This window comes from Methylocella silvestris (genome assembly GCF_002891535.1).
GTDB classification, from domain to species: Bacteria; Pseudomonadota; Alphaproteobacteria; order Rhizobiales; family Beijerinckiaceae; genus Methylocapsa; species Methylocapsa silvestris_A.
This window is the reverse complement of sequence record NZ_PDZR01000020.1, coordinates 23760-39275: the sequence shown is the minus strand read 5'-3', so window position 1 is coordinate 39275 and position 15516 is coordinate 23760. Positions and strand designations below refer to the sequence as shown.

The window sequence follows — 15516 nt, the reverse complement described above, 5'->3', positions numbered from 1 at the left end:
TCGCGGGCCTTTGCGGCGCACAAAAGGCGGAACCGTTCGTGTGGCGTCGAGTTTAAGCTTGGCTTGCATCACGGAGCCGCCCCTTGGACGATATCGAAGCGCCGCACGAAAATGTCGCGACGGACGCCGGCGCCCTTCTCCGATCCGCGCCCGGCGCCGGCGCTGAACTGCGCCTTGAGGACGGTCTGCTCGGACGCCTGTCGCGGCCGGACATCCGCCTCGCCGGCCAGGTGAATGATTCCATGCACGAGAAATTCCAGGGCCAGCTTGCCGCGCTGTCGGGAGCAGGGCCGTTCGTCATCGCCATGACGACGCTTGGCGGCGATCCGGAGGTCGCGCGCGCGATGGCCGCGGATTTGCGCCTTCTGCGCGCCGCCGAGGACGCACGCTTCATTTTTCTGGGCAAATCCGCAGTCTATTCTGCCGGGGTCACCTTCATGGCCGGATTTCCCCGCGCCGAGCGCTGGCTCGAGCGCGACACGCGCCTCATGATCCATGAGCGCAAGCTCGAAAAAAACGTGCATTTTTCCGGGCCGCTCGAAGGGTGCCTCAATATGGCGCTGGCGCTCGTGCATGAGATCGAAAATGGCGTCCGGATCGAGCGCGAGGGGTTTGAAGCGCTCATCAGCGAGTCGCCGCTGACGCTCGACGAGGTCATCCGCAAGGCGCCGCAAAACTGGTATCTCGACGCGACCGAAGCGCTGGAGCTGAAGCTGGTGGCGGGGATCGTCTAAGGGCAACAGCGCGGGCGATTATTGGCCGGAGCCGCCCCGGCGCGACGGAAGCGCTAATCTTCTTTTTTTGGAAGGGCTTTCAACAGCGCGCCCGTGTGTGGATCGGCGTGAAACTCGACGATAATTCCGTCCTTGATGGCCTCGCCCTCCCAATATCCGTCGTCCGCCCAGACCAGAATGGAGCTATAACCCTTCGCCTGGAGTTGCTTTTTCAGAACGTCTTTATTCATCCAGTCGGCGCCGGGCTGGTCGGCCCGCGCGGACCCGGCGCCCATCAGGACCAGGGCTGAAACCAACAAAGCGCATTTCCTCATCTTTTGTCTCCCTTTTTCGATGTGGGCCGAATAGCGCGTCAACTTGTTTCAAATCTCCCAAAGATGCAGCTGAATCAGGGCCGCAACGGCGCGTTGGGGTCGGGGACGTTTTCGCGCAGCCTCTGCCCGAACGCGACTTCCGAAAGCCCCATCTTGATGCGGTCGGAGACCGCGGCGCGGCGGATCAATTCGTCGAGCGGAATGCGCGTATCGACGAGGCCGTGCTGATAGGCGAAGGATGGCAGGAAGCCATTGAGCAGCACGCGCCAGTCGAGCGGAAAGTAGGGAAAAATCGAGCGGATCAGAACGAAGATGGTCGTCGTGCAATTCGCCGTCAGCGTATTGTAGAATTGGGGATGCAATTCGAGCCGGTTCGCCTCCCGTACATATTGGAGCAAAAGCGCGCGCGCCTGCTCCGGCGTGACGGCAAGCCGGTAAAGTCGGGTGTCCTCGTCCTGCGCCTTGCGCAAAAACAGATAGTCGCGCTCGTCGCCGGCGAGGAAGACGAGTTCATACCTCTTGAAGAAACCTGCGATCGCCGAAAAGGCTTCGCCGCGCTCTGGGCGAATCTCGATCGAGAACAGAAGATGGCGGCCGTCCTTGAAGCCGAAGCTGACCATCGAATGGGCGATCAGCGGACCCATGAAATAGACGAGATAGAAATCGGCCGAGGTGAGGTCGGAGAGCTTGTAGCTGCGCTCCTCCCAGTTTTCGGAGAAATCACTGGCGGAGCGCCAGCTGAAATTGCGCACATTCTGCATCGTCAGGACGTCCCCGCGCAGGACGCCGGTGGCGCCATGGGCGACGGGCGGGGCGAAGTCGCGATCGTTCGTCGGGTGGATCGTTCCCCACCACAGGATCAGCGCGAGATAGGCCGCGCCATAGGCGATGAAGGCGCGCCGCGCGCGCCGCCAGAATGTCCCGGCGATGGTCAGCGCAGCCAGGAGATTGAACAGCGCGATCACGCCAGCCTTCGCGGCGACCTCGAGAGGCAGCTGAAACCAGAGCGCAAAACTGCCCCACAGCGCTGACAACAGGAGGACGAAGATAAAGCCGCCGATGGCGAAACTTCGTGAGAGCCGCCAGATCATGCGTTCTTTCTGCGAAAGATTTGCGGGGCGGAGCAGGCTGCGCCGCAGGGGGAAGAGAAATAGCAGCCGCCGGCTGCGGGGGATAGCCGGCTGGCGGCGGGGCGCCGCCAGCCTCAAACAAAGCTGCGGCGCTTGTGCCGGGGGCCAATCTGGCCAATAACTTCGCTCGGTTGCTCGAGATCAAACATCCGTGCGGCGGCCGGCGCGCCGCCGACGTAATCAGACAGGATGGCGCTTGCCCGAACCTTCAGACCTTCATCACGTCGTCGTCGTCGGCGCCGGATTTGGCGGATTGCACTGCGTCAACAGCCTTGCCGGGGCGCCCGTCAGAATAACCGTCGTCGACCGGCGCAATCATCATCTGTTCCAGCCCCTCCTCTATCAGGTGGCGACGACCTCGCTCGCGACCTCGGAGATCGCGTGGCCGATCCGCCATGTTTTCGCCAGGCGCAAGGATGTCGAAGTCCTCCTCGCGGCGGTGAACGGCGTCGACGCCGCTGCGCGCAAAGTGCTGTTCGAGGATGGCGGTTCGGTCGCCTATGACACGCTGGTGCTGGCGACGGGCGCACGCCACGCCTATTTCGGCCATGACGAATGGGAGCCCTACGCGCCGGGGCTCAAGACGCTGGAGGACGCCACAACGATCCGGCGGCGCATGCTGCTCGCCTTCGAGCGGGCGGAGCGCGAGACCGATCCCGACCGGCTGGCGGCGCTGCTGACCTTCGTCATCATCGGCGCCGGCCCGACCGGCGTCGAACTCGCCGGCACCATCGCCGAGCTCGCCCATGAAAATATCGTCGAAGATTTCCGGCACATCGACACGCGCAAGGCGCGGATCGTGCTGATCGAGGCCGGCCCGCGCATCCTGCCGGGCTTTACCGAAGACCTCTCGGCCTACGCGACCAAGGCGCTGGAGAAGCTCGGCGTCGAGGTCAAGCTTGGCGCACCGGTTTCAGAATGTTCGGCGGAAGGCGTCGTCTTCGGCGGGGTAACGCTCCCGGCGCGGACGATCCTCTGGGCGGCGGGCGTGCAGGCCTCGCGCGCGGCGCAATGGCTTGGCGCTGCGGCCGACCGGGTCGGCCGGCTCCTCGTCGAGCCCGATCTCAGCGTGCCGGGACATCCGCAGATTTTCGCGATCGGCGACACCGTCTCGATCACGGGGCCTGACGGACACCCGGTGCCGGGCATTGCGCCTGCCGCGAAGCAGGAAGGCACCTATGTCGCCTCCGTCATCAAGGCCCGCCTCGCAGAAAAGCCCGCGCCGGCGCCATTCCATTACAAACATGTCGGCAGCCTTGCGACCATCGGCAAGCGCGCGGCGATCGCTGATTTCGGCTGGCTGAAAGTGCGCGGCTCGCTCGCCTGGTGGCTGTGGGGTTTCATCCACATCTACTTCCTGATCGGTTTCCGCAACCGTCTTGGCGTCGCGCTCAGCTGGCTTTGGGCCTATTTGCTCGGCCATCGCAGCGCGCGGCTGATTACGCAAGGAAAGCAATGGGCCGGCGAGGAAAAGACCTGAGGCCTTCGCGGCGCCGCGCCATTTAATGGCCGGTTAACTCAATCCCGACGCGCAATATTCATATTTTGCCTCCATCAAACGAGTTGCCGCGTTGAACAGCGCGGCAACTCAAGTCAGGAGATAGGCCGCCGCGGGGACGGACGGGCGAGCGCCGGAGATTTGATGCGTTTATCGAGACGAAAGATGGCAAGCCGTGCGCTGTTCGGCCCCCCGCTCGCAGCAGTGCTTGCGCTGGCGGCCGGGGCGTCGGCGCCGCAATCTGCCGCCGCCTTCGATTTCTTCGGGCTTTTCGGCTCGGACGAGCCGCCCGCGCCAACGCCCACGACGGCGCCCTACAAAGTGGAATTCGTCATCCGCGGCGACGACAGCGTCAAGCAATCGCTGCAGGACGCCTCCAATCTTTATAAATTGCGGCAGGATCCGCCGCCCGACGCCGCGGCGCTGGCGCAGCGGCTTGCCGCCGATTTCGCGCCCATGCTCGACGCGCTCTGGGCGGTTGGCTACTACAATGCACGGATTTTCGCCCGTGTCGGCGATTTCGAACGCGAACTCAAAGGCGCCGATCCCGAAGCTTTCGCCAGGGCTGCAAGCGCCTTCGCCGGCCGCGCCGTCGCGCCCGTGACGATCACCGTCGAGACGGGCGATCTGTTCCATCTGCGCGACGTGTCCATTCTCGATTCAGCGACGCGCGCCCCCTTTCCGCCCGAAACCCTTCCGGCTTATGTTCTGAAATTGAAGCCTGGCGACCCCGCCAGAGCCGCAGATCTGCGCGCCGCCAACGCAAGGCTGATCGATTTTTTTCGCGGCAAATCCTACCCGCTCGTCAAGGCGCCGCTGCCGCAGCCGGTGGTCAATCACGCGACATTAACGATGGACGTCGCCTTTACCGTCGATCCGGGGTCGCAGGCGGGGTTCGGCGCGGTCTCGATCAGCGGCCCACAGGGCTTTGATCCGTCGATCGTGCGCTCATTCACCTATCTGCGCGAGGGCCAGCCCTATACGCCGAAGGCGCTCGCCGAGACGCGCAGATCGATCAGTTCGATCGCCGCCGTCGGTTCGGTCCGCATCCGCGAGGGCGACAAGCTCGACGCCAACGGCAATCTGCCGATCTTCATCGAGGTCGGCGACCGCCCCAACAATCTCGTCGGCTTTACCGCCGGCTATTCCACCGTCGACGGGCCGACGGGCGCCCTTTATTATGAGAACCGCAATCTGTTCGGCGGCGCCGAAAGCCTCCGGCTCGAGGGCGATGTTTTCTATGCGCCGCCGATCTATGGCGTCGCCTCGAACAGCTTCAACAGCTTCACCGGGACGCAGAATTTTGACAGTTCCGGCATCGGCGGCAGAGTGTCGGCGAGCTTCGTCAAGCCGGCCCTGGCCGGTTCGCGGGTCGATCTTCTGCTCGGCGCCGCTGCGGAAAGCAATCGCTCCGGCGGCGGCAGTTTCGGCGGCTACGCCTGGCAGGACGCCGGCGGGACGGCGGCGCTGCGCTATCGCATTGACGAGACGCTGTCTGTTCAGGCGGGGCTCAAATTCGAGAAAGGCGAGGCGACCGACGCGCTCGGGACCGTGAATTATACGTTTCTCGGCGTTCCGCTGACCTTGAAATATGACGGGACCGACAATCTGCTGAACCCGAGCAGCGGCTTTCGCGTCGCGGCGACGGCGACGCCCTACCCCAATCTGTTCGGCAACGCCGGCTTCACCAAGGCAAGCGTCACGGCATCGGCCTATTACGCGATCGACGAGGACGCGAATTATATTCTGGCCGCCCGGGCCGGCTTCGGGTCGATCTTTGGCAATGACGGCGGCCTCGCCGCCATCCCGGCCAATTATCGCTTTTACGCGGGCGGCCTTGCGACGGTGCGCGGCTACCGCTTCCAGACGATCGGGCCGCAGACGTCGCAGGGCTACACGGTTGGCGGCCTCAGCGCCTTCAACGCCAGCCTCGAAGCGCGCATCAAGGTGTGGGACAATATCGGCGTCGCGCCCTTCTTCGACGCCGGCGGAGCCTATTGCGACTCCATCCCCCACGGCGGCTGCGGCGACACGCGTTTTTCCGCCGGCCTCGGCCTCATCTATTACACGCCGATCGGCCCGATCCGGGTCGACGTCGCCAAGCCGCTCGATCCGCGTCCGGGGGATTATCCGGTCGTTTTCTATGTCAGCATAGGGCAGCCATTTTGATGGCGCGCCGCGCTCTTCTCCCGCTCGGCCTCGTCGCGGCCATGGTGGCGCTCTGCGTTGTCGCCGCGCTTTATCTGCTGACGCCGGCGAGCCGCGCCGCCGAACAGGACAAGGGCGTCCTCGCCGATCTCATTTCGCGCGCTTTGTCGACGCCCTCGAGCCGCGTCTCGATCGGCTCCGTCGAGGGCGCGCTCTCCTCGGACGCGACGGTGCACGATCTCAGCATCGCCGACCGCGACGGCGTCTGGCTGACGATCAACCGCATCCGCATCGTCTGGCGCCGCCTGGCGCTGCTGCAGCGGCGGCTCGAGGTCGATCAGCTCGACATCGACCAGATGACCATGAGCCGTCGGCCGATCCCGGCGGAGGCGCCGGTTTCCGGCGAAGAACAGCCACTGCTGCCGGAACTGCCGGTGCGGGTCGACATCAAGCAATTCGCCCTCGCCCGCGCCGATCTCGGCGAGCCGGTACTCGGCGTGAAATCAGCCTTTTCGACTGGCGGCCACGCTCAGCTTGGCGCCCCGGCCGAAGGACTTCAGCTGTTTCTCGACGCGCAGCGGCTCGACAAACCGGCGACCTTTAACCTCAGGCTCAACCTGGTTCCGGGCACGCAGCGGCTCGACCTCAAGGTCAATCTTGATGAGCCCGCCGGCGGCATCCTTTCGGAGCTTGGCAATATTCCCGGGCGGCCCCCCGTGCGTCTCAATATTGACGGATCGGGCGTGCTCGACGCGTTCAACGCCAAGCTCGTCTTCGACGCCGGTCCGGGCATTGGCGCGACCGGTGACGCCTCGCTTAATCGCGAGGGCGCGGGACGCCGGCTCGGCCTTGATCTCTCCGCGCAAGTTTCCGGCATGCTGCCGGACATCGCCGCCCCGGTGTTCGCCGGCACGACGCGGCTCTCCGGCAATATCGCCTTCAACGACGACGCCAGCGTCGCCATTCCCGGCGTCGAGCTGCGCGCCGCGGCGGCGCGGCTCGTCGTCAAGGGCGCCGTCTCGAAGGAGCAGATCGCCGATATCAGGATCACGGCGGAAAATGTGCCAAACGATGGGACTGCGACGCGGCTCCGCGACGTCGAGATCGGACGCCTGGCGCTCGACGCTCATGTGACGGGCGCGCTCGATTCGCCGACGATCGATTCAACGCTCACGGCGGAGAAGGCGAAGCTGCCGGCGGCGGCGCTTGACCGGCTCGAGGCGAGCTTCAAGGCGACGCCGACCGGCTCGATCGCCAATGCCGCGACGATGCTGCAGCTAGCCGCCGACGCCAGCGTCAAGGGCCTCGCCTTGACCAATCCCGCGCTGGCGCAGGCGGTCGGCTCAACGGCGACGTTTACGATGCGCGGCAAAAGCAGCGTCAAAGGCGTCATCGACTTCGACGCGCTCGACATCAAATCGCAGACGCTTCAAGCCGGCTTCAAGGGCCGGGCCGCAGGCAGCGAGCTGAAGGGCCGTCTTCAGGCCACAATCCCCGATCTCTCCCGTTTCGGCGCGATCTCCGGCCTTTCGCTCAAGGGCGACGCCGCGCTCAAGGCCGATGTCGAAGGCACGCCGCGCGCCAACAGTTTTCGGGCGATGATCGACGCAAGGGCCGATCATTTCGCGACTGGCCTCGATCAGGTCGACGGGCTGTTTGGCGGCGCTTTGACGCTCGCGGGCGGGGCGCGGCTCGATCCCGACGGCGGTTTTTGCTTCAAGGATCTGAAGCTTGTCGCGCCGAATGCGACGGCGCGAATCGACGGCGCGGCGACGCCGGCGCTCGCCGATCTTTCCGCCGCTATCGCCATTCCCGATCTCTCCAAAGCCGACAAGCGGGCGACGGGACGTGGCGACATCGCCGCCCATGTCACGGGGACGCTGCAAAAGCCGGACGCAACAGCCTCGATCGCGATCCACGACGCGAGCCTGCTCGGCCGGCCAGTTCCGCGCCTCGATCTTGAAGCCGTCGCGACCAATCTCAGGGAGGCGCCGGACGCGCGGATAACGCTTGATGGCGAAATCGACCGCAAGCCTGCGACCGGCTCGCTGCATGTCGCGCGTCCCGCCGCGGGTGGTCTCGTGCTCGACGCCGTCGACGTCGGCATCGGCGCGGCGACGATCAAGGGGGGGGCGACGCTTGACGCGGAAAATTTCGCGGCGGGCCAACTCGCCGTCCATGCGCCCAACCTCGACGATGTCTCGGCGCTGGCGCTGCAAAAGCTCTCCGGCGCGCTCGATCTCGACGCCAGCTTCAGCCATGACGGCGGCCGGCAGGACGCCGCGCTGAAGGCGAGCGGCAAACAGGTTGCAGCGTTTGACGTTGCGCTCGACAAGCTTGCCGCGGACCTTGCTGTGACGGACCTCTATCGCCGGCCGGCCATTTCGGGCGCGCTGTCGGTCGATCAGGCGCACATCGCCGGCGAGACCATCTCGCGCATCCGCTTCGACGCCAAGCCCTTGGGCGAGGCAAGCGACATCACGCTGGTCGCTAATGCGCGCGGCTTCGCTTTTTCCGGACGGGCGAAGCTGATCGCCGCCGATCCCGTGCGGATCGAGCTCTCCAAGCTCGACATCACACGCGACCGCGACCGAATCGGCCTTGCTGGCCCCGCGACGATCATCGTCCGCGACGCGGGCGCCGACCTCAGGAACCTCGAGCTCAATCTGAACGGCGGGCGGCTTGCCCTCGACGGTCGCGCGGCCAAAACGCTCGACCTTAAAATTCTGGCGCGCAAAATCCCGCTCTCGGTCGCCGATATTTTCAGCCCCGGGCTTGGCCTGTCCGGTTCCCTCGAAGGCGAGGCGACCGTCAGCGGGCCGGCTGCTGCGCCGGCGGGCGGTTATAAAATCAAGATTTCGCAACTGGCGGCCGCGCAGACCAAAAACGCCGGGCTGCCGCTGATCGATATTAACGCCAATGGCCGCTTCGAGCGCGGCCGCGTGACGACGGACGCCAATGTCGTCGCCGGACAGGCCGGGCGGCTGAGGATCACCGGCTCCGCGCCGCTCGCTGCCGACGGCGCGCTCGATCTTACCGTCAAGGGAAATCTCGACGCCGCCCTCGCCAATCGCAATCTGGCGGCGGCGGGGCGCAGCGTCGCCGGCCGGTTGACCATCGACGGCGGCGTGCGCGGCTCGGTGGCGCGCCCGCAGGCGTTCGGCGCGATCACCTTCGCCAATGGCTCGTTCCAGGACGCCGTGCAGGGCATGCGCCTTGACAGCGTTCGCGCGCGGCTTGTCGCCAATGGCGACCGGATCACCATCGAAAGCGCCTCGGCGACAACGCCGAATGGCGGAACGATCACTGCGACGGGCTCTGTCCGGCTCGATCCGGCGGCCGGCTTTCCCGGCGACATACGCGTCGCCGGGCGCAACGCGCAGCTCATGCAGAGCCCGGTCGCGACGGCGGTTGCCAGTCTCGACCTCACGCTCTCCGGCCCGCTGGCGCGAAACCCGCGCATCGGCGGCAAAATCGATATCGCCTCGCTCGATATCCTCATTCCCGACCGGCTGCCTCGCGCGCTGCAGCCGCTGCCCGGCACGCGGCATATCGACCCGACGCCGACGGCGGCGGCGCGGCTCGAGATCGCGCGGCAAAGGCGCGGCCACGGCGGCCCGACGTTTGACGCCATGCTCGACCTTTTGATCGACGCGCCGGGGCGGATCAGGGTGCGCGGGCGCGGTCTCGAAGCCTCGCTCGGCGGCAGCCTGCGCCTCACCGGCACGCTCGCCGCGCCAAAGCCCGTTGGCGCCTTCAATCTGGTGAATGGGCATTTGAAAGTGTTGACCGCGGATCTCGATTTTACGCGGGCGAACCTCACCTTCGCCGGCGACCTCTCGCCTTCCCTCGACTTCTTGGCGACGACGCAAACGGGCGGCGCCTCGATCAGCGTCGCGATCACCGGCGATCCGGCTGATCCCATCTTCGCCTTCACTTCGAGTCCGGACATGCCGCAGGATGAGGTCATCTCGCGCTTGTTGTTCGGCTCGCCTTCGGGCCAGCTCTCGCCGACGCAGGCGCTGGCTCTGGCGCAGGCGGTCGCGATCTATACGGGCGGCAATGACGCGCTGGAGGGGTTGCGCCGTTCGCTCGGGCTCGGGGCGGACAATTCGAGCAATCCCTTATCGAATTTCCTTGGCGATCGCGTCAGCCTCGGCGTGCAGACCGGCGCGACGCCGCAACAGACCGGCGTCGGCATGACCATCAACATCTGGAAGGCTTTCAAGGCGCGCGGCGTGATCGACGCGACGGGCGCGGTCTCGGTCGGCGTCGGCGCCGAGAAGGAATGGTAGCGGGCGCGGCGAGGCGCGCGCGGCAAATCTCGAAAGTCAGGACGAGCGAATGAATTCTGCAGCAACCACACTCACGCTCTATGAGCTGGCGGGAGCCGATCCCGCTCTGCGATTCAGCTCGCATTGCTGGAAGATCCGGATGGCGCTGGCGCATAAGGGGCTCGACGTGCTGCGCCTGCCGTGGCGTTTTACGGAGACGGAGGCGCTCGCCTTTTCGGGCCAAAGCCGTGTGCCGGTGCTCGTCAACGGCGCTGAAACCATTGCCGATTCATGGCGCATCGCGCTCTATCTCGACGAGCGCTTTCCGGATGCGCCGTCGCTGTTTGGCGTCGCGGACGCCATCGCGCCCGTCCGCTTCATCAACAGCTGGGCCGACGGCGCGCTTTCGCCGGCGATCGGCCGCATTATCCTGCGTGATATCCATGACCGTCTCGGCGACGCCGACAGAGTCTATTTTCGCGCTTCCCGCGAGATAAGATATGGGCAAAGTCTGGAGGACGTCGTCGCCGACCGGCCGACGCAGCTTGCGAATTTGAAACGCGTTCTCGCGCCGCTCCGCGAGACGCTGAAGCATCAGCCCTTTTTATCCGGCGAGGCGCCGGCCTATGCCGATTATTGCGTGTTCGGAATGTTCATGTGGGCGCGCTGCGTCAGCCCCGTCGAACTGATTGAGAAGGAGGATGTCGTGTTCGCCTGGCGCGACCGCCTGCTTGACGCTTTCGGCGGCCTCGCTCGATCCGCTCCACGCTATCAGCCTTAAGAGGATCGTCCGCATGACCGAGGACGTCCAGCTCGAACATTACGCGTTCCGGACGTCAGACAAGATCCGCTACGGCGACACCGATCGCCAGGGCCACGTCAATAATGCGGTGTTCGCCACCTTTCTCGAACTCGGTCGGGTCGAGGCGCTCCTGTCCGCCGCCTCGCCTGTTCTGGAGCCCGGGACCGCGCTGGTCATCGCGCGGCTCGTGATCGATTTCAAGGCCGAGATCACATGGCCGGGCGAAGTTGCGATCGCAACGCGCGTCGCCTCGGTCGGACGCAGTTCGATCAAGCTCGAACAAGGACTGTTCCAGCATGGGCGATGCGCCGCGACAGCCGAGAGCGTGATCGTGCTGACGGATGAGGCGACGCGGCGCTCGCGCCCGCTATCGGCCGCCGCCGCCGTCTGGCTGCTCGACCCCGCGCCGCGGTAGAGCCGCGGCCGCACATCCTCTTACATCCCGATCGCGTGCGGCCGGCTTCCGCACGCGGGCGCCGGCTCGCCAACCGCGCAAGTGTTGGCGTCGTCACAAGCCGTTCATGCAAGATCATTAGACAGGGCCGCGTTTGTTGGCGTCGGCGCGGGTGGGCGCGTCGGCGCTATCCATTGGATGCAGTGTCGCATCGGCTTGCCTGGCGGGACCCGGTAGGTCGCTGTTGCATTGCCTCGTTCATAGGCTCGGGGGGGATTTCACATGATTTTTAAACGACAACACCAGCTGCTTGCGACGGCGCTGCTGGCCGCTTTGGCGTTGCCGATGGGCAAGGCCCTGGCGTTCGATGATTCGGTTGAATCCAGCAGCTCCGGCTTCGGCAAGGCGCTGAACGTGCAGGTCGGGCCGCGCCCTTATTATCTCGTCGACCAGCTTCAGAATGGTCCGCTGAAGACCAAACTCGAGGCCTGCTCGGAGAAGCATTTGACGCGGACGAAGTTTTCGATTTCGCATCGCGGCGCGCCGATGCAATTCCCCGAGCACACGGTGGAAGGCTATGAGGCGGCGGCGCGCATGGGCGCAGGCATTATCGAATGCGACGTGACCTTTACGAAGGACCGCGAACTCGTGTGCCGTCACGATCAATGCGATCTTCACACCACAACCAACATTCTGACGATTCCCGCGCTTGCGGCAAAATGCACGCAGCCGTTCACGCCGGCGAATGGGGGGACCCAAGCCTCCGCCACTTGCTGCACCAGCGACATCACGCTCGCCGAGTTCAGGCTGCTCAAGGGCAAGATGGACGGCTTCAACCCGAACGCGACGACGCCGGAAGAATACCAGAACGGCACGCCGAGCTGGCGCACCGAGGCCTACTCCGCGACGGGAACGCTCGTGACGCTCAAGGAGCATATCGCGCTGATGAACAAGTTCGGCGTGAACATGACGCCCGAGCTGAAAGAGGCGCGCGTGCCGATGCCCTACCAGGGTGATTTTACGCAGGAAAAATACGCGCAGAAAATGATTGATACCTATAAAGCTGCTGGCGTCTCGCCGAAGCGCGTGTGGGCCCAATCGTTCAACATCAACGACATCTATTACTGGATCAAAAACGAACCGGCGTTTGGCAAACAGGCGGTGGCGCTGGCCGAGACCGACGTCCCGGCTGATCTGCCGCCCGCTATCGCCGCACTGCCCGGCATGCGCGCCAAGGGGGTGCAGATCGTCGCCCCGCCGATCTGGGCGCTGGTTGCGCTCGACGGAAATGGCAAGATCGTCCCGTCCGCCTACGCCAACGCCATCAAACAGAATGGCTTCAAGATCATCCCCTGGTCGCTGGAGCGTTCGGGACCCCTGACCGACGGCGGCGGCTATTACTACCAGAGCGTCTCAAGCGTCATCAAGGGTCCGGGCGACTACTATAATGTGCTCGACGTGCTGTCGTCGAAGGTCGGCATCCTCGGCATCTTCTCCGACTGGCCCGGCACTGCCACCTACTACGGCAACTGCTTCAACAAGCCATAACACAGCATTCGTCTTCGGCGCGCCGGATCGTCGGGGCGCGCCGGTGAGGACGCCAATCGACAAACGATGTTGGCGGCGAGAGTTCGCCAACATCGCGCGCCTGCAGCGTAGAGCATCGGGATTGCATCAATCCGAAAATGCAGTCCTCACGACATCTACCCCACTGTTTGCGGCGCGCCGCCCTGGCGCGGGCGAGGAATGCGGACGCCGCGCTCCTTCATGTCGCGCAATTTGATGTACATCATCGCCGTCATCAGCGCGTCGTTGAAAGCATCGTGCTGGTCCAGCATCGGCAGATCGAGGTCCTTCAGGATCGCCGCAAAGGAAAGATCGATCGTTGCGCCCGGCGGCGCGTCGCCATATTTGCGCTCATAGTAGAGATTTGAGACTTCGATCAGCGGATTGGGCAGCTCGATGCCGAGCAGACCGATGAGATATTTGTCGATCATCCTGACGTCGAATTCGAGATAATAGCCGATCAGCGGCCGTCCGCCGATGAAATGCAGAAACTGCGGCATGATCTTCTCGATGCGCTTGCCGGCTTCGACGTCGGCCTCGCGCAGCCGGTGCACCTTGATTGCTTCGGCGTTCATGCGCGCTTCGGGCCGGATCACCGCCTCGAAGCGCTCGCTGGTCAGGATACGGTTGCCACGAATCTTGACGGCGGCGATGGTGATGATGTCGTCGCGATGCGGGTCGAGCCCGGTGGTTTCGCAGTCGAAGGCGACCGCCTCGTCCTCCGGTCCGGGCTTGAACATGAAGCGGTAGGATTGATCGCCGATGCTGATCTGATGGAACAGCCGCTTCAGGGCGCGCGGGATCATCTTCAGAACATGCCGAGATTGAAGTGGCGGCGCACGATCTCGCGAAACTGCTTCACCACCTGAAAAGCGTCGCGCAGCAGGTCGCGCTGCAAACTCGAAAGCTCGGCGGGGCGCACCAGCGCGGATTGCGCGGAGGTCCTCGCGAGCTCTGCGGCGAGCTGCGCATCGAGCCGCAAAGTCATCAGAAAATAGAGTGATTGCGTCAGCTCGCGTCCAAAATCGCGGCTGAGCGCGCCAAGCTCGACGAGCCGCTGGATCCGCTGCGCCGTGCTCGTCTCGACGAGCCCGCGCTCGAGCGCGAGGCTGCGCACGCCGTGAACGATCGGAAAAATGCCGCCCTTCTTCAGATCGACGGCGTCGCCGCGGCCATCGAGCGTCAGGAGATTGTTGAAAAAGCCGATCGGCATCGGAAAGGCTTCGGTGGCTTTGGCGAAATGCGACAGATAGGCGCTTGACTGCCGCGCCTCGCCAATCAGCGCAGCCTTTGCCGTGGCCAGCAGGGAGGCGTCTCCGGCGACGGCGTCGGCGTCGTAAAAAATCGCGACATTCATATGCGCGTTCTCGTCGGGGATGGCGATCCAGCGACGGAAGGAGCCGAGATAGGCGTCGAGCGGCTGCGACCACATCGGATTGCGGACCATGACGTTTCCCGGGCAGGGCGCGAAGCCGAAGCTTTCCAGCGCGGCAGTGAAGTCGCGGCGGAATGCGTCAAGTTCGGCTGCATCGACCGGTTGCGCAAGGATCAGCGCATTGTCCTGATCCGTGCGCACCGTCTGCTCGCCGCGTCCCTCGCTGCCCATTACGATGAGGCAGGCCCCGGCCCGGATCGCGGGCGGCGCGAGAAATTCGAAAAGTTTCGAAAATAGCCGCCGGTTAAGGTCCGAGACGATCTCGGCGACGACGGCGATCTTGACGCCCTGCCGGCGCAGCAGGCGGACCTGATCGCCGATTTCGCGCGCGGCGATGACAAGATCCGGCATGCCTTTGGCGCGGTCGACGCGGCCGGCGACCAGCTGCGCATTGCCGGCGACGAAGCTGAGCAGCTCGATGTCCTCGAGGATGCCGATATAAACGCCGCCATCGCGCACCGCGACGCGGCGCTTGTTGGTCTTCGTCATCAGGATCAGAGCTGCATAAACGAAATCCTGGCGGTCGAGCGAGACGAGGTCGAAATGCGTCACCGGTCCGACGGGAGCCGCGATGGGCATGCGCTTCAGCACGACGGCTTTCGACAGATTCATGCCGGTGATGATGCCGATGCGATCGCCGTCGCGGACGAACAAGGCGTTGGAGTTGATCTCGCGCATGCGATGGCCGGCGGTCTCGATCGAATCGGACGCGTCGATGAAATGGGCCGGCTGCAAATTCATGTCGCCGACGCGCGCGCGCATCAGGGCGCCGACGGTCGTCTCTTCTTCTTCGCGCGCGATGGCGTCAAGCTTGTGCGAAATTTCGAGATAGAAAAAAGCGGCGAAGCGGGGATTGGCTTTGACGAGATCGAGCGCGATGGCCTTTGGCAGGACATAGAGCAGCGACTCTTCCCGCGAAAAAAAGCCATGTCCGCTGTGCCCCTGGATCAGGCCGCGGCTGTCGAAGAAATCATTTGTCTCGAGCAGGGCGACGAGTTCGTCGCCGGAACGCTCCTCGACGACCCCCTTGATTACGACGTAGAGGGCTTCGGGGGGCGAGCCTTCCTTGATGATGCACTCGCCCGGCCGGAAGTAGCCGATGTCGAGGGCGCGGCGCAGGGTTTCGAGCTCCTGCGGGTTAAGCCGGTCGAAGGGGGGATTGGCGCTGTCGAAGGCGTTGGGCATCGCCGGATGCTCCGGGCGCGGGGTGAAGCGATCCGC

The 15516-nt window shown here is 64.7% G+C and carries 11 protein-coding genes; 7 read left to right on the top strand and 4 right to left on the bottom strand.

The genetic code is table 11. The annotated features are described in order from the left end of the window. Positions 1-83: 83 nt before the first annotated feature. Positions 84-734 (top strand): peptidase S14, encoded by a 651-nt coding sequence (locus CR492_RS15460; protein WP_102844633.1) that lies wholly within the window; start codon positions 84-86, stop codon positions 732-734. A 53-nt stretch (positions 735-787) separates the two neighbouring features. Here CR492_RS15460 and CR492_RS15455 read toward each other — a convergent pair whose 3' ends face one another. Next, positions 788-1033, bottom strand: a complete 246-nt coding sequence (locus tag CR492_RS15455; protein ID WP_245412108.1) for a PepSY domain-containing protein — start codon at positions 1031-1033, stop codon at positions 788-790. 89 nt (positions 1034-1122) lie between these two features. Continuing rightward, positions 1123-2139, bottom strand: a complete 1017-nt coding sequence (locus CR492_RS15450; RefSeq protein WP_146030296.1) for an Lnb N-terminal periplasmic domain-containing protein — start codon at positions 2137-2139, stop codon at positions 1123-1125. A gap of 235 nt (positions 2140-2374) precedes the next feature. On the opposite strand from CR492_RS15450, the gene CR492_RS15445 reads away from it, so the two are divergent. From CR492_RS15445 to CR492_RS15420, 6 genes are all read left to right on the top strand, one after another. Continuing rightward, complete coding sequence (locus CR492_RS15445; protein WP_102844631.1) at positions 2375-3658, top strand: NAD(P)/FAD-dependent oxidoreductase; 1284 nt, start codon at positions 2375-2377, stop codon at positions 3656-3658. Positions 3659-3841: 183 nt separating this feature from the next. Next, entirely contained in the window at positions 3842-5845 is a 2004-nt protein-coding gene (locus tag CR492_RS15440) for an autotransporter assembly complex protein TamA (RefSeq protein ID WP_180982575.1), read from the top strand. Next, positions 5845-10119: a translocation/assembly module TamB domain-containing protein gene (locus CR492_RS15435; protein WP_102844629.1), complete on the top strand. Its 4275-nt coding sequence runs from the start codon at positions 5845-5847 to the stop codon at positions 10117-10119. The genes CR492_RS15440 and CR492_RS15435 overlap by 1 nt, the downstream gene beginning before the upstream one ends. A gap of 49 nt (positions 10120-10168) precedes the next feature. Then, positions 10169-10879, top strand: coding sequence for a glutathione S-transferase family protein (locus CR492_RS15430; protein WP_102844628.1), 711 nt, complete (start codon positions 10169-10171; stop codon positions 10877-10879). A 13-nt stretch (positions 10880-10892) separates the two neighbouring features. Next, positions 10893-11315, top strand: coding sequence for an acyl-CoA thioesterase (locus CR492_RS15425; RefSeq protein ID WP_102844667.1), 423 nt, complete (start codon positions 10893-10895; stop codon positions 11313-11315). Positions 11316-11576: 261 nt separating this feature from the next. Further along, a complete protein-coding gene (locus CR492_RS15420; RefSeq protein ID WP_102844627.1) occupies positions 11577-12842 on the top strand; it encodes a glycerophosphodiester phosphodiesterase family protein in 1266 nt (421 codons plus the stop codon). 155 nt (positions 12843-12997) lie between these two features. Here CR492_RS15420 and CR492_RS15415 read toward each other — a convergent pair whose 3' ends face one another. Together CR492_RS15415 and CR492_RS15410 are read right to left on the bottom strand one after the other, a co-directional pair. Further along, positions 12998-13666 carry a 3'-5' exonuclease gene (locus CR492_RS15415; protein WP_102844626.1) on the bottom strand — a complete coding sequence of 223 codons (669 nt, stop codon included), beginning with the start codon at positions 13664-13666 and terminating at the stop codon, positions 12998-13000. Between the two features lie 2 nt (positions 13667-13668). Next, positions 13669-15480, bottom strand: coding sequence for a putative nucleotidyltransferase substrate binding domain-containing protein (locus tag CR492_RS15410; protein WP_102844625.1), 1812 nt, complete (start codon positions 15478-15480; stop codon positions 13669-13671). Positions 15481-15516 lie beyond the last annotated feature (36 nt).

Excerpts from the sequence above, each read along its gene's own strand:
- CR492_RS15450 (WP_146030296.1), bottom strand. The coding sequence starts at position 2,139 with ATGATCTGGCGGCTCTCACGAAGTTTCGCCATCGGCGGCTTTATCTTC.
- CR492_RS15440 (WP_180982575.1), top strand. The coding sequence starts at position 3,842 with ATGGCAAGCCGTGCGCTGTTCGGCCCCCCGCTCGCAGCAGTGCTTGCG.
- CR492_RS15435 (WP_102844629.1), top strand. The coding sequence starts at position 5,845 with ATGGCGCGCCGCGCTCTTCTCCCGCTCGGCCTCGTCGCGGCCATGGTG.
- CR492_RS15430 (WP_102844628.1), top strand. The coding sequence starts at position 10,169 with ATGAATTCTGCAGCAACCACACTCACGCTCTATGAGCTGGCGGGAGCC.
- CR492_RS15425 (WP_102844667.1), top strand. The coding sequence starts at position 10,893 with ATGACCGAGGACGTCCAGCTCGAACATTACGCGTTCCGGACGTCAGAC.
- CR492_RS15420 (WP_102844627.1), top strand. The coding sequence starts at position 11,577 with ATGATTTTTAAACGACAACACCAGCTGCTTGCGACGGCGCTGCTGGCC.
- CR492_RS15415 (WP_102844626.1), bottom strand. The coding sequence starts at position 13,666 with ATGATCCCGCGCGCCCTGAAGCGGCTGTTCCATCAGATCAGCATCGGC.
- CR492_RS15410 (WP_102844625.1), bottom strand. The coding sequence starts at position 15,480 with ATGCCCAACGCCTTCGACAGCGCCAATCCCCCCTTCGACCGGCTTAAC.